The sequence below is a fragment of the Streptomyces mirabilis genome (assembly GCF_039503195.1).
In the GTDB taxonomy this organism is placed as follows: Bacteria; Actinomycetota; Actinomycetes; order Streptomycetales; family Streptomycetaceae; genus Streptomyces; species Streptomyces mirabilis_D.
The window spans coordinates 10,920,311-10,938,831 of sequence record NZ_JBCJKP010000001.1 but is presented as its reverse complement, the minus strand read 5'-3'; the positions used below and the strand labels follow the sequence as shown (position 1 = coordinate 10,938,831).

The window sequence follows — 18,521 nt, the reverse complement described above, 5'->3', positions numbered from 1 at the left end:
TTCAGCCGGAGGACGCGGTCGAATGGCGGAAGAGCGGGACCCGCCTCCGGCACATACGCTGACAGTGTCGTCCGGTGGGTAGCGGTCAGGGAGTGGTCATGGGATCTGCGGCGCACTTGCCAGACATCGGGCCGCGCCACGAGTTGGCTGTCTTCACCCGGATGCGCGGATCTCAGGACCGGATCGCCGACGCGATCACCGCCTTCGCCGGAACCATGCAGTTCGTCTACCCGCACGCGGCCTGGTTCACGGTCTGGATCCTGTGCAACCTGGGGTTGATCGGTCACTGGGCGGTCTGGGACCCCTATCCCTTCGGACTGCTCACCATGATCGTCAGCCTGGAGGCGACCTTCCTGTCCACCTTCGTGATGGTGAGCCAGAACCGTCAGGCAGCCCGTGAGAACGTCTGAGCCGACCTGGACTTCGAGACCAATCTCCGTTCGGAGGTGTGGTCGGCCCAGATGGGACATGCCCTGGGTGTCGACCCCGACGAGGTCGAGCGACAGGTGCAGCAACTGATCGCGGAAAACCGCGCCCGGATGAACGGCGCCGCGCAGTCCTCCGAATGAGTGCCCGCATCAGTCGGTCGGCTGAAGCCGGGGTGCACGCCCGACGGCGACGATGTCCTGTACCAGACCGCTCCGCCTCCGGGAGCAAGCGTCATGATCCACCGACAGTCCGTTCATTGTCTACTGGGACCGGCAGCAGCACGCGCCTGCCATGGCATGGACAGCTCCGTGTTCTTCTGCCCCTCGCGGAACTTGGCGCCGCGCGACGGGCTCAGGAGGAGCGGGCCCGAGTCGTACGGTTTCTCGGTAGGTATGTCCGAGGACGAGCGCAGACGCCGGCCTTCACAACCGGCGAGGGCTCGTATGCTTCCCGGAGAACCACGGCGAGCCCCAGGCCTCGGCCCGCCGATGAGGAGCCGCCATGACCAAGGCCGGATCCTCTGGGGCAGCCGGCTGTGAGTGAGCACCCTGGCACCAACCTGCCCTCCGTCGCCGCTGGGGGTGCGCAGGCCGCGGCGGCGCCGGTGATCGATGCTCCGCCGCCGCGCGACGTGCGCCGGGCCGCCGATCTGTCGCGGCTGCTGGTGTCCAGCGCACTTCTGGTGGTGACGGTGCTGCCCGCCGTCGCGACGCGCGCGTCCACCCGGAGGATGCAGCAGGGGCTGCTCGACGCGGCGACCGCCCTACCGCCCGGCCTGCGGGACGGTCTCGTCGGGCCGGTGCAGGTGGTCGCCTTAATCACGCCGGTACTGGCCCTCGGGGTACTGGTCGCCCGGCGGCGGGGCGACGCGATCCTGCGGGTGGTGCCCGCGGCGGCGCTTGGCGCACTGGTCGCGTGGTCGGTCACCCACCTGGCCCTGATACGCGGCAGACCGGACTTGTGGCCCCAGGTGCTGGCGGGGCGGGGCGGGCTGGTGCACGCCGGCTGGCCGTCGGCGGTGTACCTGGCCGCCTGCGCGGCGGCGGTCGTCGCGGCGGGCCCTTGGCTGGACACGCGTCTGCGGCGGACGTGGTGGACGCTGACCGTCGTGTGCGCCGGGCTTAGCGTCGCGGCCGCCGCCGTCGTGCCGCTGGAAGCGGCCGCCGCGCTCGCCGTGGGAGGCGTGGCCGGATCGGCCGTGCTGCTGGTGGCCGGAGGCCCGGCGGACCGACCGGCCCCGCAGGCGGTTGCCGACGCACTCGTCGCGTGCGGGATCCCGCTCGCCGCGCTGCGCGAGACGCCGTCACCCGATCGGCGCCCCGGGGAGGGGGTCCGCTACGGCGCCGAGACCACCACCGGTGCGCGGCTCGCGGTACAGGTGCTCGGCCCCGAGGACCGCAACCGCGATCTCTTCCACCGGCTCGCCCGGCTCACGATGCTGCGCCACCCCGCCGACACGGCCGCGTTTTCCCCGCTCGCCGCGGTCGAGCACGAGCTCCTCATGCTCGTGTTCGCAGGCCGTACCGGCGCCCGGGTGGCTGAGCCGGTGATCGCGTACCCGGTGGCCGGGGGCGGCGCACTTCTGGTGACGGTCGAGCGCGCTGCCCGTCCGCTGTCCCCGTTCCCGGGCGAGGAGATGACCGACCAGGTGCTCACCGGGGTGTGGACGTCCGTGGCCCGCCTCCAGAAGCACCGACTGGCACACCGGGCGTTGCTCCCGGAGCACATCCTCGTCGAGCCGGACGGTACGTCCCGGCTCACCGCGTTCGCACGCGCCCAGTTGGACGCCAGGCCCGACGCGCTGGGCAGCGACATCGCCGAGTTGCTGGCCACCACCGCGACACATGTCGGGGCGCACCGCGCCACCCAGTGTGCGCTGGCCGGCCTCGGCCCGCGGCTGCTGGCGACGGCCCTGCCCTATCTGCAGCCGCTCGCGCTGCTCGGCCCCGCACGGCGCGAGGTCGCACGGTACGACCAGGCCCGCGCGCGGGCGGCGGGGACGGGCGCCAAGCGGCGCACGGTGCGCCCCGGCGGCCGGCCGAGCCTGCTGCGCGACCTCTCCGCCGAGGTCGTGGGGGCGACCGGTGCCGAGCCGGCTCCACTCGCGCACCTCGCGCGCTTCACCTGGAAGAGCGTCTTCGGCCTGGTCGGCGCGTTCCTTATCCTCCACCTCGTGCTGCCGCAGTTCGCGAACGCCTCGGCGGTGCTCACCGCGTTGCGCGACGCCAATTGGTGGTGGGTGCTCGCCGTACTGCCCGTCACCCTCATCTCCCAGGCGTTCTCCACCTGCCTGCAAATGGGCACCATTCCGGCCAGGCTGCCGTTCGGCCCCACGTACGAGGTGCAGTTCGCCAGCTCGTTCCTGAACCGGATCACCCCGAGCAACGTCGGCGGCATGGCGCTCAACCTGCGCTATCTGCAGAAGACGGGGATCGAGACCGGGGCCGCCACGGCCTCCGTCGGGCTGCAGAGCCTGGCCGGCGCCGTCTCCAACGCCGTGGTCGCCGCCGGGAGCAGGCCGGTACGTGCTGCCGGCCGTCGCCCTGACCCTCGCGGCCGGGTGTCTGCTCGGTGTCACCCCACCCGGCCGGCGCTTCCTGCGCGAGAAGGTGTGGCCGTTCCTGCACGCGGCGACGTCGACCGTGACCGGGATCGCGTCCGACCCCGCCAAGCTGACCCTCCTCGTCGCCGGCGCGCTCGGTCTGCCCCTCATCCAGATCGTCGGACTCGCGCTGAGCGTGCACGCGTTCGGCGGCGATCTTCCCTTCGCCCAGGTTGGCGCCGTCTACATGGCGGCACGCCTCGTAGCCAACGCAACTCCGGTCTCCGGCGGACTGGGCGCCCTCGAAGCCGGCCTCATCGCCGGTCTGACCGCGCTCGGCTTGGCGGTCGGCGCAGCCACCTCGGCGGTCCTCGTCTACCGGCTGCTCACGTTCTGGCTGAACGTGCCGCTGGGCGCCCTGGCCCTGGGCTTCGTGCAGCGCAAGGGCTACGTCTGACACCGCTGCCGTTCGGTCATTCCGGCCTGCTCGCGGATCTCGAGGGCGGACAGCCTCGGACGATGCGGTAACCGGTGAGGGGGCCACCGTCGCCGGGCAGCCCGTACTCCAAGCAGCTCTCGACGTCAACGGTTCCAGATGGTCCGTCCGGCGGACCGAGCACCCGCAGCATGAGGCCTGGCGCCCTCCGTCGTTCGTCGGTGGCGTCAGCCGAGCGGGTGGGCCGTGTCGCGCTGTCGGTGCTGGAGGCGCTGCGCGAGCGCGGGCGGGCGGGCACGGCTGAACGCTGGACACGGAGCTCCTCCCACCGCACCAGCAGCAGGTGAACGCCCTGGAGAACCAGGGTCTGTTGGAGCTTGTCTGCTGGGAGGACCCTTCCCGGCCAGTCCCGCCCCCGGGCCGAGCCCTCGCCCGGTGAGGCGGGCGCGGACCGGCATCGGGTGGAACTGATTCCCTCGCAGATGACGGCCTCGCGGGTGTTTGTCGGCCTCATCCACCAGCTCCGGGTGCCCGGAAGCGCCCGACGTGCAGTGGCAGATCGACATGCTGCTCGGCTTCGCCGTCGGGAGATCCTCGAGAGCCCCGACAAGGACGATTACGGCAGTACGCACTCGCTGCTGCCGTCGGTGTGGGCCGCGCTCGGGCCCACACCCACCGGCCGGGCGCGAGTCAGCCGACGAGGTCGGCTTCGCCGAACAGCACGGCGGTGGTGGTTGGTTCCTCGAAACCCCGGCGTGTGCGGCCAGCATGTCTTCTCGTGTGCTGCCCCATCGGCGCGCGTTGTGGTTGATGGGCAGCTTCAGGGCTTTAGCGCCGGCGTATAGGCCGCGCCTACTGACATCTGCCTTTCGCTCATGTCAGATCGCGGGCAGCGAGGGCAGGGGCCGGGTGGCGATCTCCTGTGCTTCGGCGCGCGTCATGCCGAACATGCACAGGAGACGGAAGGCCAGTTGGTCGGTGACGCGCTCGGCATCGAGGTCAGGGGTGGTCTCCAGGAGGTGGAGCACGCCGAGCAGGGCGCCGCCGGCCATGGCGACCGCGGTGTGTGCGTCGTCGATGTCCAGCCGTCCGTTGTCGGCGGCCGCCTGCAGGTCCCGCATCGCTTGCGGGGCCAGGCCGCTGTCGGAGGTCAGGTAGGGCATGCCGGTGCGCACAAGGATTCTGGCGATTTGCGGGTGAGTGCGCTGCAGGCGGCCGGTCAGACGGACGCTGGCGGCGAAGATCTCCGCCGGGTCCTTCAGGCCTCCCACGACGGAGTCCAGAAGTGTGCCGTGTTGCTCCAGAGTGAGGGCGACGGCGGCTTCGAACAGCTCGTCCTTGCTGGTGAAGTGGTTGTAGAAGGAACCGAAGCCGACGTCCGCCGCCTCGGTGATCTCCTGGATGCTCACGTCGGCCCGCCCCTGCTCGGCGAGAAACCGCTGCGCGGCGGCGACTAGCGCGGCTCGCGTGCGCGCCTTGCGCCGATCCAGGCGATTTGGCGTGGGGTTGGGCGTCCGGCTGTCGGCCCCGCCCTGTCGGTCGGTACTCATCGCTCCACCTTACCCATGAGATCAGTGCTGATTATTACATCAGCACCGATAGCTATTGACGAGAATGCCATCTGGACTGATTCTTCCATCACTAGTGACCGGAGACTGCTCGCGGGAGCAGTCCGGTCGACGCCTGTCCAGGACTCAGGAGAGCCGATGAGTATCCAGGTCGTCCGCACCACAGACGGCTGGTGGGTGGAGAGCGGCAGAGGACGGCTGCACCGCGTGGACACCGATGCGGACACCACCGGCGGCCTGCTCGCAGACCGCTTGGCCGTGCAGGAGGCGGCCGGCCGCGCTGCGGCCGACCCCGACGCGGGGCTTTCCGCTGGAGAAGCCGAGCTGTTCTCGCCCGTCACCACCCCCTGCCGGGTGGTGGCGCAGATGGTCAACTACCGTTCGCACGCGGTGGACTCCGGATTCGACCCGGACACCGTCCCGCCCGCCTTCTTCCGCAAGACCTCCGGGTCCGTCAGCGGGCCCTACGAGGACATCGTGCGTCCACAGCACGTGCGCTTCCTGGACTACGAGGTGGAGCTCGGGCTGGTGATGGGCGCAAACCTGCTGGTCGGCACCGAGGTCACCGACTCCACCCTCGCGGAGTATGTCGCCGCGCTGGTCGTCGCCGACGACGTCAGCGCCCGCGACGTGCAGCTGCCCAAGACGCAGTTCTACGAGTCCAAGTCGTATCCGACCTTCACCCCGCTGGGCCCCCGGCTGGTCCTGGTCGACGCCGACGACCTGGCCCGCCTGCCGGACCTGCGGCTCACGCTGAAGGTCAACGGGGCCACCCGGCAGGACCGCACCACCACGGACATGATCGTCCGGCCCGCGAAGGCGCTCACCTTGCTGGCCCGCTTCCAGACCCTGCAGTCCGGGGACGTCCTGCTCACCGGAACACCTGGCGGCACCGCGCTGAAGTCACCGGGGAAGCTCCTGGCCACGCTCGCCGCCCTGCTGCCCCCGCACAAGCGCTGGCAGAAGTTCTTCGCCCGCCAGCAGGCGAACCCCCACTACCTCAAGGACGGCGATGTCGTCACGGCCCGCATTGCGACCGACGACGGCGTACTCGACCTCGGCGAGCAGCGCACGGTGGTGCGCGCCCGCTGAAGACTCCCGGGACCCCCGCCCGGGACCGGCCGGCCCGGCATCCCCGTACCGGGCCGGCCACTTGACCCCATTCCTCACCCTGCAAAGGCGCACCGGTGACATTCACACCCACCGACCTGCTGTGGCCCTCCTGCGACAGCCCCGCGGACCTGACCGCCATCGAGGCCGTCCCGCTGCATGAACGCGGTCTGCCCGCCACCACCTACGATGCCCTGCTCCGCGCCGCCCGCCTGTGGCCCGACCGTCCGGCCATGGCGGCGCTCCCGGATGCCGCGCGCTTCCTGCGCCCCGCCTCCGTGACCTTCGCGCAACTGCACGACCATGTGCATCGCACCGCCAACCTGCTGCGCTCGCTCGGCGTCACCCGCCGCGCCGCCGTGGGCCTGCTCGCGCCGAACACCGCGGAACTCCCCGCCGCCCTGCTGGCCGCGCAAGCCGCGGGCATCGCCGCCCCGGTGAATCCAAGCCTGGCGTCCGAGCACGTCGAGCAGCTGTTGCGGCGCGCCGGCGTGCGCGTGCTCGTGGCCGCAGGTCCGCAACTGGACGCGCAGGTGTGGGCCACGGCCCGGCAGGTCGCCGCCTCGCTGCGCTTGGACGCGCTGCTGGCCCTGGCCCCCACCACGGCCGACAGCCCCGCTCCCGCTCTGGAACCCATCGAGGGCACACGCGTGGGCTACCTCGCGGAGCTGGCCGCCTCCCATCCCGCCGACAAGCTGGTGGACATCGAGCCTCCGGCCGCCGACGACCTGGCCGCCTACTTCCACACCGGCGGCACTACCGGGACTCCCAAGCTGGCCGCGCACACGCACACCAATGAGGTGGTCGACGCCTGGTCGGTGGCCGCCAACATCCCTCTCGACGAGGACTCGGTGATGTTCGCGGCGCTGCCGTTGTTCCACGTCAACGCCCTGATCGTCACCCTGCTCGGCCCGTTGCTGCGTGGTCAGCAGGTGGTGTGGGCCGGGCCGCTGGGCTACCGCGATCCCGAGCTGTACGGAGTGTTCTGGAAGCTGGTGGAGCACTACCGCATCGCCGCCATGTCCGGCGTACCCACTGTGTACTCCGTCCTCGCCCGCGTCCCCGTCGACACGGACATCTCCAGCATGCGGTTCGCCGCCGTCGGCGCCTCCCCGCTGCCGGCCGCCGTACGGGCGTCCTTCGAGGAGCACACCGGCATCCCGCTGTATGAGGGCTACGGGCTGACCGAGGCGACCTGCGCCTCCGCCCTCGGCCAGCCCGGTCGCACCCGGCCCGGCACCGTCGGCCGGCGCCTGCCCTACCAGCAGGTCAAGACCGTGCGGATCGACCCGGACACCAACGAGTGGCACGACCTGCCGCCAGGCGCCACCGGGGTCCTCGCCATCAGCGGCCCCGTGGTCTTCGCCGGCTACGTCGCCGAGCACACCGCCCACGGGCCGCGCCTGGAGATCGCCGGGAAGATCCGCGACGGCTGGCTGGACACGGGCGACCTGGCCCGCATCGACGCCGACGGCTTCATCCATCTCGCCGGCCGCGCCAAGGACCTGATCATCCGCGGGGGCCACAACATCGACCCCGCCACGATCGAGGACGCCCTCCTGGCCCACCCCGAGGTTACCGCCGCCGCGGCGGTGGGCCGCCCCGACCCGCACGCCGGCGAGGTGCCCGTCGCCTACGTCACCCTCACCCCCGGCGCCCGCGTGGACCCGGCCGAACTGCTCACCTGGGCCACCGAAAAGGCCCCGGAGCGCGCCGCCGCCCCGCGGGAGGTGATCGTGATCGACGCCATCCCGCTCACCGCCGTCGGCAAGCCCTACAAGCTCGGCCTTCGCCTGGACGCCACCCGCCGCGCGGTCATGGCCGAACTGGCCGCCCAGGGCGCGCACTGCGACCCGGAACGGATCCTGTGCCGGCCGCACGACGGAGGAGTCCGCGTCACGGTGCCCGCCCCTGCCGACGAGGCGGAACGGCGCAAGGTCACCGCAGCCCTCGACCAGTACGTCCTCGACTGGCAGTACGCCCCCCAGCCCGTCATCTGACCCGGGCCGCAGCGACCCGTTTTCGGACGGCCCCGAGCCATTCCCTTACGCCCGCACGGAGAGCACCTCAATGAGTACCCCCACCATCGTCCTGGCCGTCCTCCTCGCAGCGATCTTCCTCCTGCTGGGAGCGGCCAAGCTCGCGGCAGTGCCCGCAATGCGCCAGGCCGCAGCCCATGTCGGCATGACCACCACCCACTACCGCCTGCTGGGCGCCTTGGAGGTAGCGGCGGCAGCCGGGCTGCTGGCCGGCCTGCGGATCACCGCGCTGGGTGCCGCCGCCGCAGCGGGCCTGATCCTGCTCATGGCCGGAGCCGTCGTCATACACCTGCGCAGCGGCGACCCGGCCGCCCGCTGCCTGCCGGCCACCGTCTTGGGGGCTCTGACCGCAGCCCATCTCGTCCTGTTGGCCGGCGGCTAGCGGCCGTGACCACCCGGCCGTCGGGACCGGCTGGGCACCGGGAGGAGCACCACCATGAGACGCATCGATGTCCACCAGCATGTGCTGCCCCCGGCCTACACGTGCTGGCTGAAGTCGAAGGGCATCCACGCTCCCGGCCACCGCGAACTGCCACAGCGGAGCCCCGAGCACGCCATCGCCCTGATGGACACCTACGCCGTCGAAACCGCAGTGCTGTCCCTGTCCACCCCCGGTACCTGGCCGGGTGACGGAGCCGAGGCGGCTGCCATGGCCGGCAAGTGCGGCGCGGAACTCGTCGAGGCCCCCCGACCGGTTCGGGTACTTCGTCACTTCCTGCAGCGGCCGTGCCAGGGCTGCCGCTGTTCGCCGCGGATTTCCGGACCTGCGCAGCTTCTGGTTCGACACCGCCCTGTCTGGCGGCCCCTCAGCACTGCCCAGCCTGCTGGTCTTCGTCCGCCCCGACCAGGTGCTCTTCGGGACCGACTGGCCCTTCGCACCCGAGATCGCCGTCGCTGTCTTCACCGGCGAGTACGACCACTACGTCGGCCCCGGCACCAGCAGCCACCACGCCATCGACCGGAACAACGCCCACGCGCTGTTCCCCCGCCTCTCCTGAGCCGTCCCCTTGCCCCTGGCCCCGAGCCGCGACACCCACGGAGTACCCATGAACGACATCGACGTCCCAGTCCTCATCGTCGGCGGCGGCGGTGCGGGACTCACCGCCTCCATGCTGCTCAGCCGCATCGGCGTCGAGTCCCTGCTGGTCACTGCCTGGCCGAGCACCTCCGTCCTGCCCAAGGCCCATGTACTCAACCAGCGCGCCATGGAGGTCATGCGCGACGTCGACACGGCCGACACCATCTACGCCGCCTCCACCCCGGCCGAGCAGATGTCCCACACCGCCTGGTATGTCGGCCTGGTCGGCGACCACGAGGAGTACGGGCGCCGCGTCGCCATGATGGAGGCCTGGGGAGCCGGCGGGAACTCTCCGGAGTGGCTCGCGGCCAGCCCCGAGCGACAGGCCAACCTGCCCCAGATCCGCCTGGAGCCGGTTCTGCGCGCCCGCGCCGAAGAACTCGCGCCCGGCCGGGTCCGCTTCCACCACGAACTGACCGAACTCGCCCAGGACGACGAGGGCGTCACCGCCACCATCACCGACCGCGACAGCGGCGAGACCTACCAGGTCCGGACCCGCTACCTGCTGGGCTGCGACGGCGGCCGCACCGTCGGACCCGCCGTGGGCATCGTCCAGGAGGGCGTGCGCGACCTCGCCCGCGTCGTCTCCTTCCACATCTCCGCCGACCTGTCCCAGGTGGCGACCGACCCCGACGTGCTGATCCGCTGGCTGTGGCTGCCCGACCTCGGCATCCCGGGCGTGCTCGTGCCCATGGGCCCCGACCGCTGGGGACCGGAGTCCGAGGAGTGGGTCTTCCACCTCAACTACGGGTCCGAGGACGGCCGCGCGCTGGACGACGAGTCCGTACTGTCCGACCTGCGCACGGCGCTGGGGCTGACCGAGGAGCAGCTGACGGTCCACATGATCTCCCGCTGGTCCCTGGAGGGCGTGGTCGCCGACCGCTACCGCGCCGGCCGCGTCCTGATCGCCGGCGATGCCGCCCACCGCCACCCGCCCACCGGCGGCCTCGGCCTGACCTCCGCCATGCACGACGTCCAGAACCTCACCTGGAAGCTCGCCGCCGTCCTGAACGGCCATGCCGACGACGCCCTGCTGGACACCTACGAGCCCGAGCGGCGCCCGGCGGACGCCACCAATGTCCAGCGCTCGCTGGAAAACGCCATGAACCACATCGCCATCAACGCCCTCTTCGGCGGCGGGCCGCAGGCCGGTGAGGAGGAGAACTGGCGCCAAGCCCGCCGTCTGTGGAGCGAGGACCCCGCCGACACCGACTTCCGCCGCACCTTCCTGGCCGCCGTGGCCGCCCAGTCCGCGGAGTTCAACGAACTGGCCGTCGAGTTCGGCTACACCTACGACTCCGCCGCCGTCGTCCCCGACGGCACTCCCGCACCTGCGAACCCCGACCCCATCCGCATCTACAAGCCCGCCGCCCGCCCCGGACACCCGCTGCCCCACGCCTGGCTGGAAGACCTCGACGGCCACCGCGTGGCCCTGGCCCGCCTGGTCCGCCCCGGCCGCTTCCTGCTCATCGCCGGAGAGGACGGCCAGGCCTGGTGCGAAGCCGCCGAGAAGATCGCCGCCCAGAGCGGGCTGCCGCTGGACGCCATCCGTATCGGCCACCTCGACGGCGACTACCGGGACCTGCGCTCCACCTGGACCGCCGCCCGCGGGCACACGCCGCAGGGCGCCGTCCTGGTACGCCCGGACCGCTTTGTCGGCTGGCGCGCCCACGGCACGGCCACCGACCCGGCCGCCGAACTCACCACCGCACTCGACACCCTGCTCGCACGGTAGGAACCGCTCACCTGCCGTGCCACCCGGCCCGCCGATCGCCGCCGCAACCGGCGGGCCGGGTCCCACCCTCACCCCCACAGGTCGTGGAGCCACAGGAAGGGAATCCTTATGAACGACCCGACATCCATCCCCGTCCCCGCCGCCGACGCCCACCAAGGCCTGCACAGCGAACAGGGTGCCCTGCGCGGGGAGCACCCCGGCCGCGCGCCCCAGCCCGTCATCAAGGTGGTCGACCTGGCCTGGCTGGAGTTCACCAAGCCCGACCTGGACCGCGCCGAGACCTTCGCCCGCGACTTCGGGTTCACCACAGCCGCCCGTACAGATGACGCCCTGTATCTGCGCGGCGCCATGGCCGATCCCCACTGCCTGGTGATCCGCCGCGGGCCCGCCTCCCGGTTCATCGGCCCCGCCTTCCAGGCTGCCGACACCGCCGACCTCGACCGGCTGGCCCGTGCCACCGGCCACAAGGTCCGGCCGCTCACCGAGTACGGCGGAGGCCGCTCCGTGGACCTGCTCGACCCCTCCGGCATCCCGGTCCGCGTCGTGCACGGCGTCACCGAGGAGCCCGCACAGCCGCTGCAACAACCCCTCGTCCTCAACACAGACACCACCACCGCCGCCCGCATCAACGCCACCCAGCGCCCTCCCCGCAAGCCCTCCCAGGTGCAGCGCCTGGGGCACGTGGTGCTCTCCACCCGGGTCTTCCGGCGGGCCCTGGACTGGTACCTGCAGCACCTCGGCCTGATCGTCAGCGACTTCCTCTACCTGGACGGGCAGCGCGACCGTGGCCCCACCATGGCTTTCATCCGCTGTGACCGCGCCAGCGAGCCCGCCGATCACCACACCCTGGCCATGCACCTGGGCCCCGACACGGGCTATGTCCACTCCGCCTATCAGGTCGCCGACCTCGACGTGCTGGCCGCCGGCGGCGAGTATCTGCGCGAGCGCGGCTACCGCCACTCCTGGGGCATCGGCCGGCACATCCAGGGCAGCCAGATCTTCGACTACTGGCGTGACCCCGACCGCTTCATGGTGGAGCACTACGCCGACGGCGACGTCTTCGACAACACGCTGGAACCCGGCTGGGCCGCCATGTCCGCCTCCGGTCTGGCCCAGTGGGGCCCGCCGGCCACCCGGGACTTCCTCGGCACGACGCCCTCGCCGGGGGCGCTCCTGCAGGCGATCTCCGCGCTGCGTGAGGACAACGAGATCGACCGCGCCCGTCTGCTCGGTCTGATGAAGGCCCTTGGCAGGTGACCGCCACCACCTCTGAGCGTGTGCCCGTCGCGGTGATCGGTGCCGGGCCCACCGGACTGAGCGCCGCCACCCTCCTCGCCCGCCACGGCGTGCCCGTCCTTGTCCTGGAACGTCACCGTGCCGCGTATCCGCTGCCGCGCGCCGTCCACCTGGACGACGAGGTGCACCGCATCCTCCAGGCCATGGGCATCCATGAGACGTTCAGCGCGATCTCTCGTCCGGCCCGCGGCATGCGGCTGCTGGACGGCGCCCACCGGGTGCTGGCCGAGTTCCTGCGCGACAGCCCCTACGGCTGGCACGGCTTTCCCCAGGCCAACATGTTCGACCAGCCCGAACTCGAACAGCTGCTTCGGGACACCCTCAAAGAGCATCCCTCGGTCACGCTGCGCGGAGGCGTGCAGGTCACCGCCGTGACACCGCCCCCGCACGGCGGCACTCCGGTGGAGGTCTCCTTCCGGGACGAGGCCACCGGCGTCTCCCGTACGCTCCTGGCCGACGCCGTCCTGGGGTGCGACGGCGCCAACAGCCTGGTCCGCGCCTCCATCGGCTCCCGGATGCAGGATCTTGCCACCGCCCAGCAGTGGCTGGTCGTGGACATCCGCTGCCGCCTGCCGCTGCCCACCTGGGACGGCGTCCACCAGATCTGCGATCCGCAACGGGCGGCCACCTACATGCGCGTCGGCGAGGACCGCTACCGCTGGGAGTTCCGCCTGCGCACCGGCGAGCAGCCGGAGCAGCTCACCGACCGGGGACGTCTGCTCGCACTGGTCGCACCCTGGACACCGGGCATCCCCGAGGACAAACTGCACGTCCTGCGCACCGCCTCCTACACCTTCCGCGCCCAGGTCGCCGACCGCTGGCGCAAGGACCGCGTCTTCCTGCTCGGTGACGCCGCCCACCTCACCCCGCCCTTCATCGGGCAAGGGATGGGCGCGGGCATCCGCGACGCCCACAATCTCGTCTGGAAGCTCGCCCACGTGCTCACCGGCCGCGCGAGCGAGGCCCTGCTCGACAGCTACCAGGCCGAACGCCACCGCCACGCACAGCAGTTGATCCGCACCGCCGTGGCCGTCGGCGCTGTCATGACCGGAGGCGGAACGGGCACCGCACTGGCCCGCAAGGCCGTCCTGCCCGGCCTCTCCCGGCTGCCGGGTGCCTCCCATCTCGTACTGTCCGCCGTCAGCCCGCCGCTGAGACCGGGCCCCCTGGTCGGCTCCCCCCGCCTCGGCCACCCGCGCCCCGGGACGCTGTGCCCCCAGCCCTTGGTCCCCGGCTCAGACGGCATCCCCCGCCCGCTGGACGACCTGCTCGGTGAGGACTTCGCGCTCCTGGCCACCGCGCCGCTCGGTCCTGCCCTGCACGCGCTGGTGCGAGCGCTGGACGCCCGCGTCATCCACCTGCACGACCCCCGGCGACAACAGCCCGGCACGGGCGGCGCCGCGCACCGCGCAGATCCGGGCACCGGTGCCCTGGCGCGTTGGATGGGCAGCGCGGGTGCCGTCCTGCTCCGCCCCGACCGTGTCGTCCTCGGCACCGCGGCCCGGCCACGCCCCGGCAGCACGTGCGGAGACGACCTGGCGGCCGCCGCGGCGGCCTGGGCGCCCATGCTGTGCAGCGGCGGCCGTGCGGCCCGAGGCGCCACGATCGAGGCCATGGAATCGCGTGACGGCGGCTGAGTCCGCATCGCACAGGAGCTCCCGGCCCGTGCTGGACGTCCGGTCGCCCCACTCGCCGGCCGGATCGGCAACGAGCAGAGGGCGTTCACCAACTGCTGCTGGCTGTTCATCGGGCCTGGGCAGGGGATGCTCCGTCCGCGCCGGAGGTCACCAGCGCCGCAACCTCCGTCTGCCCCAGGCGAAACCGGGCCGGGCGGCGTGACGATGGAGGTGTGCTGACCCAACCACGCAGTTCCTAGGAGGAGGAAACGCCATGACATCTCCCTCTGATCCCTCAGGCACCGGCCCTCCGCCCCGCACCGAGCGGCCGGACACCACCGCCGAACGCCTGGGTGCCTTGGCGAACCTGGGCTGGCAGATCCTGCTCACCACGGGTCTGGCTGCCATCGCCCTGGGCGTTGTGGTCCTTGCCCGGCCGGAGGAGACGCTGCGGGTCGTCGGCGCGCTCTTCGGCGTCTACCTGCTGGTCATCGGTGTCTTCCAGCTGGCCGCCGCCTTCGGCACACACGTCCCCGGCCATCTTCGGGCCCTGCATTTCCTCACGGGTGCGCTCTCCCGGGTTTCGCCGCACGCCGCGGGCGCCGGTGTTCTGGAGAGGAGCTTGTCGCCCTCACCGTTGATGACCACGCAATGGTGGTAGCCCTTGCCTGCATCGATCCCGGCCCATATCCGGCTCATCATTCCCCTAACGCCGTCGTGCCCTCTTCGGTTCAGACGGCCTCGCCAGCGGTGTCCTACGCAGCGATTCTGATCGCAAATCCCAATGAGCGGCCTGGCCGTCGGTGAGACACCGGGCGGCCAAGTCTGCACAGCCATCGAGCGGCACCACCTCACCAGCCACACCCCGTGTCCCTCGGGTGAGAGGACCCTACGAACGGTCCGACCAACCCGCACCAGACGGTAGGACACCTCACGTTGCCAACGCGTCAAGCGGCGGCGAGTTTGGTGGGGAAAGCGGTGCGTTCTTCGAACAACTCGCGCCGCTGAAGACAGTGATAGAGCTGTCCAAGCATTCGATTGGACAGGTTCCGCAGGGCGGCCGCGTGTCAGTCTCTGTGTTCGTCGCGGCGCCGACGGTAGTGGGCCTTGGCCCCGGGTGATCCGTTCGCAGCGGCGAAGGCCCACAGGTAGCCGGCGTGGTTGAGCCGGTCGTTCTTCACCCACCGCCGCGTGATGCTCGCCTTCTTGCCGGAGGCGCGGGTGATGGGCGAGGAGCCCGCGTATGCCTTCAGTCCACGGGCGTCTGCGAAGCGGGTGCAGTCGTCCCCGCCTGTCAGCGATCAGCTGGTTGACCTGCTTCTTCGCGGGCGGGAGCTGCTTGCCCTTGGGCTTCTTCCAGCCGGTGATGACCGCCGGGTCGCTGCTGCCGTCGCCACCACCGTCGAGGCACACGAAGCCGCGGTCGGCGATCGCGGCGAGGCCGGCCGCGCGGAGTCGGCCGCCCAGGTCGTCGTGGCGGCAGGCGGTGATCTCCGGACCGCGCGCGGGTCGGGCGGTGGAGGTCCACAGCAGCCGGCCTCAGCCAGGTGGCGGGTGAAGTGAATGATCGCTTCTGTGGCAGTGGCGGTGGGCGTGGTCATCTGGTGGTCTTCCGGTTCCGAGGGGCTGCCGCGGTGAAGCGCGTCATTCCTCGGCCGGGGTGGGGGCTCGGGGAAGGCGTAGCTCGAAGCATGCTCCGAGGGGCCGGGGGGGTGAGGGTGAGGGTGAGGGTGCCTCGGTGGCGGTGGGCCAGGTCGCGGGCGATGGCGAGGCCCAGGCCGGTGCCGCCGTGGTCGCGGGAGCGGGCGTCGTCGAGCCAGACGAAGCGTTCGAAGATGCGCTCGGCGTCCTCGGTGGGCACACCCGGTCCGTCGTCGTGCACCGTGTGGACGACCCAGGCGTCCTGGTATCGGACGGTGATCTGGATGCGGTGTGCGGCGTGGCGGGCGGCGTTGTCGACGAGGGTGCGCAGCAGCCGTTCGTATTCGTCGAGGTTTCCGTGTGCGGGGGCGGTGCTGTCGCAGGTGAGCGTCAACGGTCGTTCGGTGAGGGGGTATTGCTCGGTCAGCCGCAAGGCGAGGGCCGTCAGGTCGACGGTGTCGGTGCGGGCCATGGGGGTGCGGGTGTCGAGGCGGGCGAAGAGCAGCAGGTCTTCGGCGAGGGCGTGGAGGCGGTGGGTCTGTCGGGCGGCGGTGGTGACCGCGGCGGGCCAGTGGGTGCTGGCCTGTCCGCTCCATGAGTTCGCGGTCCTCGCCCTGGTTGCACACGGCGTCACACGGGTCGTCTCCCGTGCCCCACGACCGGTGCTGAGGGCGTGCCCGAGCCCTGCGTAGTTGTCCCCGCGTCCGAGCTGGGGTTCAGGGCCAGGGCAATGCATTGCTATGCGGGGCGCCCTCGGACGTGGAAACGCTCGGGGTACTACAACTCGATGTCGATCTCTTCCACGTCGGAGAACTCCACCAGCAGGCCTGGGTTGCGGCATCCGTTGCCGCGCCGACTGCCGGAGGTCATCCGGCAGCGGTCTGCCGAAGCGCCGGGCAGCCCGGAGGCGTAGTTGCCCTCAACCACGCCGGTTCGGGGACGCACAGACTGTCATTCGCTAGGACCGCGGTGGGCGGCCGGACCGAGTGCTCCTTCCCGCAGTGGACCGCGTGCGCGGCCGGCCGCCGGAGAGACCCGCACGGCTCTCCCGCACCGGCCGTGCTCGCGGCCGCGGACCGTCGCCGTCGCCCTCGGTGGTTGCCGTATCGTCCGCGTCGGCACCCGGAGGCTGTCGGCGGACCACCATGACGACCAGGGCAACGATGGTGCTCACGGACACGGCGAGCCCTCCCAGACTGGTGACCGCGCCGGTCACCCACTGCCACAGTTCCTTGGCCCAGGAGAGCCAGCCGTTGTCGCTGGGCGGCGCGGCCACCTCGACGTGTGTGGTCACGGGCGGTTTCTCGACGAGCACCGTGTCGCTGTCGCGGAAGTAGGCGGTCACGGTGAGAGCAATGCTGATCTTCCCAGCATGTTGCGCGCTCACGTCCCACATCCAGGTGGCTCCGTCGCGCTTTGACAGGACGTTCTGGCGCTCAGACGACAACGGGATGCACCGGACTCCGACGCCCGAGCAGCGCAGTTTCACCCCGATCTGCGCACCTGCGCTCACCGGAGCTTGTGCTTCACCTGGCCTGGCCTGGCGCCACCTGCCCAGGACCTCGACTTGGAACGGGCTTGGCTCCGCACCTGCTACAAGTCCCATGTATCTCGCGTCGGTGTGGACAAGCTGGCCCGTAAAGAGCTGCTGGCGCGCCTGGTCGATCTCCTCGACGTAGGCCTTCTGTGTCCCTCCCCCGGAGTCCCCGGGCCCCTTCTGTCCGAGGACCAGCAACAGCCCGCAGGTCATGGCGCTCAGGACGGCGAGCACCGTCCACCACAGGCAGCAGCCGGGCGCACCGACGATGTCGGACAACGTACGGGACTGCGGCCCCTCGGCTTCCCCCATGGCCCCCTCGCAGATGTCGAATGCTCCTGATCTCGCCGGAAAAGCCGTCCCTTCCAGTCCGCCCCATGGTCGCCCAATTACTGTGCCTGGCGATGCTGTTCGGGCAGAACGTTGGTGGCGTCGATGCTTGCGGAGCGAGGTCAACCTCCAGGCCGTGGCCAACTGTGATTCCCAGACTGGGGCGGTCCATCACACGGCTGTCGGGGCGCGTCATATTCACGCGGTGCTGAGCAGGTGTTGGTAGAGGACGTTGCGTGCTTGGCGGGTGCGCTGGAGGAGCCCGGCGCGGTGGAGGATTTGCAGGTGGTAGGAGACGGTCGCGGGGCTCAGGTGGAGGCGTTCGGCGAGTTCGGCGGTGGTGTGGGGTTGGGCGAGTTCGGCCAGCAGCTGTGCTCGGGTTGCGCCGATCAACTGGTCCGCTCGGGAGAGTGGCGCACGTGAATCTGGGATCGCTGGATACACGATCAACGGTGTGCGCGGGGCCGGGGTCCCGGCTGGCTCGCCTGCGCAGAAGATGGCCTTTGTGACGAACGTGCTCGGTACGAGGATCGCGGCGTCGGCTTCGATCCTGATCTGGTGGGTGCTGGGGGCCAGGTCGAGGCCGCCGTCGCGCCAGGCCAGGTTCGGGGCCAGCTGGTTGATCATCTGTCTGAGGCCGTGGTGGGCGATCGCGGCGGACCGAGCGGTGATGTCGCCTTCCAGACGGCCGCGTATACGCGGCCAGTCGGGGGCGAGCACGTGTTGCCAGAACTGTTCCAGCTGGTCGGCTATGCACGCTCGGATGCCGTCTTCGCCTCGCTCCATGGCGGCGAGGAGCAGCGTGGGCGGCTTACGGGCCCGGTTCCAGGAGTGACCATTGACGGCCACAGTCAACTCGTAGCGGATCCGCTCCAGTGACGTGGTGGCGACCTGGTGCAGTTCCGCGTCCACCGGGGGCTGAAAGCCGGCTGGTTCGGGCCGGGGGAAATCAGGTGCATACCCGCCTGGGCCGCCTCCGGCGATCACGGCCAGCAGCCCCAGCCGCCTGCCCCGTAAGGCTTCGACGGCCCGCGCGCGCCACGGGCTGTCGAGCACGTGGGGGAAGCGGCCCAGCGTGAAGAGAAGGTCCTCGGCGGTGTTGAGGGGACTTATCGCGAACCTGATCCGGCTTAATCCGTGCGAACCCAGCTCAATTCGGATCAT

Annotated in this window: 16 protein-coding genes and 3 pseudogenes; 13 read left to right on the top strand and 6 right to left on the bottom strand. The window is 71.1% G+C overall.

Going from position 1 to position 18,521, the window contains the following annotated elements; genetic code table 11:
- Positions 1-161: 161 nt before the first annotated feature.
- The 4 genes and pseudogenes from AAFF41_RS50265 to AAFF41_RS50255 all read left to right on the top strand — a co-directional run bounded on the left by AAFF41_RS50265 (position 162) and on the right by AAFF41_RS50255 (position 3,754).
- Positions 162-410, top strand: a complete 249-nt coding sequence (locus tag AAFF41_RS50265; RefSeq protein WP_343326210.1) for a DUF1003 domain-containing protein — start codon at positions 162-164, stop codon at positions 408-410.
- Between the two features lie 749 nt (positions 411-1,159).
- Positions 1,160-2,926, top strand: a pseudogene (locus AAFF41_RS50260) (lysylphosphatidylglycerol synthase domain-containing protein); the annotation flags it as partial.
- Between the two features lie 28 nt (positions 2,927-2,954).
- Positions 2,955-3,428 carry a lysylphosphatidylglycerol synthase transmembrane domain-containing protein gene (locus tag AAFF41_RS52105; protein ID WP_351521831.1) on the top strand — a complete coding sequence of 158 codons (474 nt, stop codon included), beginning with the start codon at positions 2,955-2,957 and terminating at the stop codon, positions 3,426-3,428.
- Positions 3,429-3,628: 200 nt separating this feature from the next.
- Positions 3,629-3,754, top strand: coding sequence for a hypothetical protein (locus AAFF41_RS50255; protein WP_319753883.1), 126 nt, complete (start codon positions 3,629-3,631; stop codon positions 3,752-3,754).
- Between the two features lie 531 nt (positions 3,755-4,285).
- Here AAFF41_RS50255 and AAFF41_RS50250 read toward each other — a convergent pair.
- The gene (locus AAFF41_RS50250; RefSeq protein WP_343326208.1) at positions 4,286-4,957 is read right to left on the bottom strand and encodes a TetR/AcrR family transcriptional regulator; all 672 of its coding nucleotides are present in this window, start codon (positions 4,955-4,957) and stop codon (positions 4,286-4,288) included.
- A gap of 156 nt (positions 4,958-5,113) precedes the next feature.
- On the opposite strand from AAFF41_RS50250, the gene AAFF41_RS50245 reads away from it, so the two are divergent.
- From AAFF41_RS50245 to AAFF41_RS50210, 8 genes and pseudogenes are all read left to right on the top strand, one after another.
- Complete coding sequence (locus AAFF41_RS50245) at positions 5,114-6,067, top strand: fumarylacetoacetate hydrolase family protein (protein WP_319753881.1); 954 nt, start codon at positions 5,114-5,116, stop codon at positions 6,065-6,067.
- A gap of 95 nt (positions 6,068-6,162) precedes the next feature.
- Positions 6,163-8,085, top strand: a complete 1,923-nt coding sequence (locus tag AAFF41_RS50240) for an acyl-CoA synthetase (protein ID WP_319753880.1) — start codon at positions 6,163-6,165, stop codon at positions 8,083-8,085.
- A gap of 70 nt (positions 8,086-8,155) precedes the next feature.
- Entirely contained in the window at positions 8,156-8,506 is a 351-nt protein-coding gene (locus tag AAFF41_RS50235) for a DoxX family protein (RefSeq protein WP_319753879.1), read from the top strand.
- Positions 8,507-8,750: 244 nt separating this feature from the next.
- Positions 8,751-9,122, top strand: coding sequence for an amidohydrolase family protein (locus AAFF41_RS50230; protein ID WP_319753878.1), 372 nt, complete (start codon positions 8,751-8,753; stop codon positions 9,120-9,122).
- 48 nt (positions 9,123-9,170) lie between these two features.
- Positions 9,171-10,937 (top strand): FAD-dependent monooxygenase, encoded by a 1,767-nt coding sequence (locus AAFF41_RS50225; RefSeq protein WP_343326207.1) that lies wholly within the window; start codon positions 9,171-9,173, stop codon positions 10,935-10,937.
- A gap of 108 nt (positions 10,938-11,045) precedes the next feature.
- A complete protein-coding gene (locus tag AAFF41_RS50220) occupies positions 11,046-12,194 on the top strand; it encodes a VOC family protein (RefSeq protein WP_319753876.1) in 1,149 nt (382 codons plus the stop codon).
- Entirely contained in the window at positions 12,191-13,870 is a 1,680-nt protein-coding gene (gene mhpA / locus AAFF41_RS50215) for a bifunctional 3-(3-hydroxy-phenyl)propionate/3-hydroxycinnamic acid hydroxylase MhpA (protein ID WP_319753875.1), read from the top strand. The genes AAFF41_RS50220 and mhpA overlap by 4 nt, the downstream gene beginning before the upstream one ends.
- Before the next feature lie 253 nt (positions 13,871-14,123).
- Positions 14,124-14,426: pseudogene (locus AAFF41_RS50210) on the top strand (DUF308 domain-containing protein); the annotation flags it as partial.
- Positions 14,427-14,796: 370 nt separating this feature from the next.
- On the opposite strand, the pseudogene AAFF41_RS50205 reads toward AAFF41_RS50210, so the two are convergent.
- Positions 14,797-15,138 (bottom strand): annotated as a pseudogene (locus AAFF41_RS50205) (transposase); the annotation flags it as partial.
- On the opposite strand from AAFF41_RS50205, the gene AAFF41_RS50200 reads away from it, so the two are divergent.
- Positions 15,041-15,412: a hypothetical protein gene (locus AAFF41_RS50200; protein ID WP_343326206.1), complete on the top strand. Its 372-nt coding sequence runs from the start codon at positions 15,041-15,043 to the stop codon at positions 15,410-15,412. The pseudogene AAFF41_RS50205 and the gene AAFF41_RS50200 sit on opposite strands and share 98 nt — an antisense overlap.
- 34 nt (positions 15,413-15,446) lie before the next feature.
- On the opposite strand, the gene AAFF41_RS50195 is transcribed toward AAFF41_RS50200, so the two are convergent.
- From AAFF41_RS50195 to AAFF41_RS50180, 4 genes are all read right to left on the bottom strand, one after another.
- Entirely contained in the window at positions 15,447-16,124 is a 678-nt protein-coding gene (locus AAFF41_RS50195) for a sensor histidine kinase (protein WP_343326205.1), read from the bottom strand.
- A 143-nt stretch (positions 16,125-16,267) separates the two neighbouring features.
- A complete protein-coding gene (locus tag AAFF41_RS50190) occupies positions 16,268-16,435 on the bottom strand; it encodes a hypothetical protein (RefSeq protein ID WP_319753874.1) in 168 nt (55 codons plus the stop codon).
- A 13-nt stretch (positions 16,436-16,448) separates the two neighbouring features.
- On the bottom strand, positions 16,449-17,339 hold the full coding sequence (locus AAFF41_RS50185; protein WP_343326204.1) for a hypothetical protein: 891 nt from the start codon (positions 17,337-17,339) through the stop codon (positions 16,449-16,451).
- A gap of 216 nt (positions 17,340-17,555) precedes the next feature.
- Positions 17,556-18,521 (bottom strand): ArsR/SmtB family transcription factor, encoded by a 966-nt coding sequence (locus AAFF41_RS50180; protein ID WP_319753872.1) that lies wholly within the window; start codon positions 18,519-18,521, stop codon positions 17,556-17,558.

Coding starts and splice junctions, on each gene's coding strand:
- AAFF41_RS50235 (WP_319753879.1), top strand. CDS start 8,156: ATGAGTACCCCCACCATCGTCCTGGCCGTCCTCCTCGCAGCGATCTTC.
- AAFF41_RS50250 (WP_343326208.1), bottom strand. CDS start 4,957: ATGAGTACCGACCGACAGGGCGGGGCCGACAGCCGGACGCCCAACCCC.
- AAFF41_RS50265 (WP_343326210.1), top strand. CDS start 162: ATGCGCGGATCTCAGGACCGGATCGCCGACGCGATCACCGCCTTCGCC.
- AAFF41_RS50185 (WP_343326204.1), bottom strand. CDS start 17,339: ATGGGGGAAGCCGAGGGGCCGCAGTCCCGTACGTTGTCCGACATCGTC.
- AAFF41_RS50220 (WP_319753876.1), top strand. CDS start 11,046: ATGAACGACCCGACATCCATCCCCGTCCCCGCCGCCGACGCCCACCAA.
- AAFF41_RS50225 (WP_343326207.1), top strand. CDS start 9,171: ATGAACGACATCGACGTCCCAGTCCTCATCGTCGGCGGCGGCGGTGCG.
- AAFF41_RS50180 (WP_319753872.1), bottom strand. CDS start 18,521: ATGATCCGAATTGAGCTGGGTTCGCACGGATTAAGCCGGATCAGGTTC.
- AAFF41_RS50245 (WP_319753881.1), top strand. CDS start 5,114: ATGAGTATCCAGGTCGTCCGCACCACAGACGGCTGGTGGGTGGAGAGC.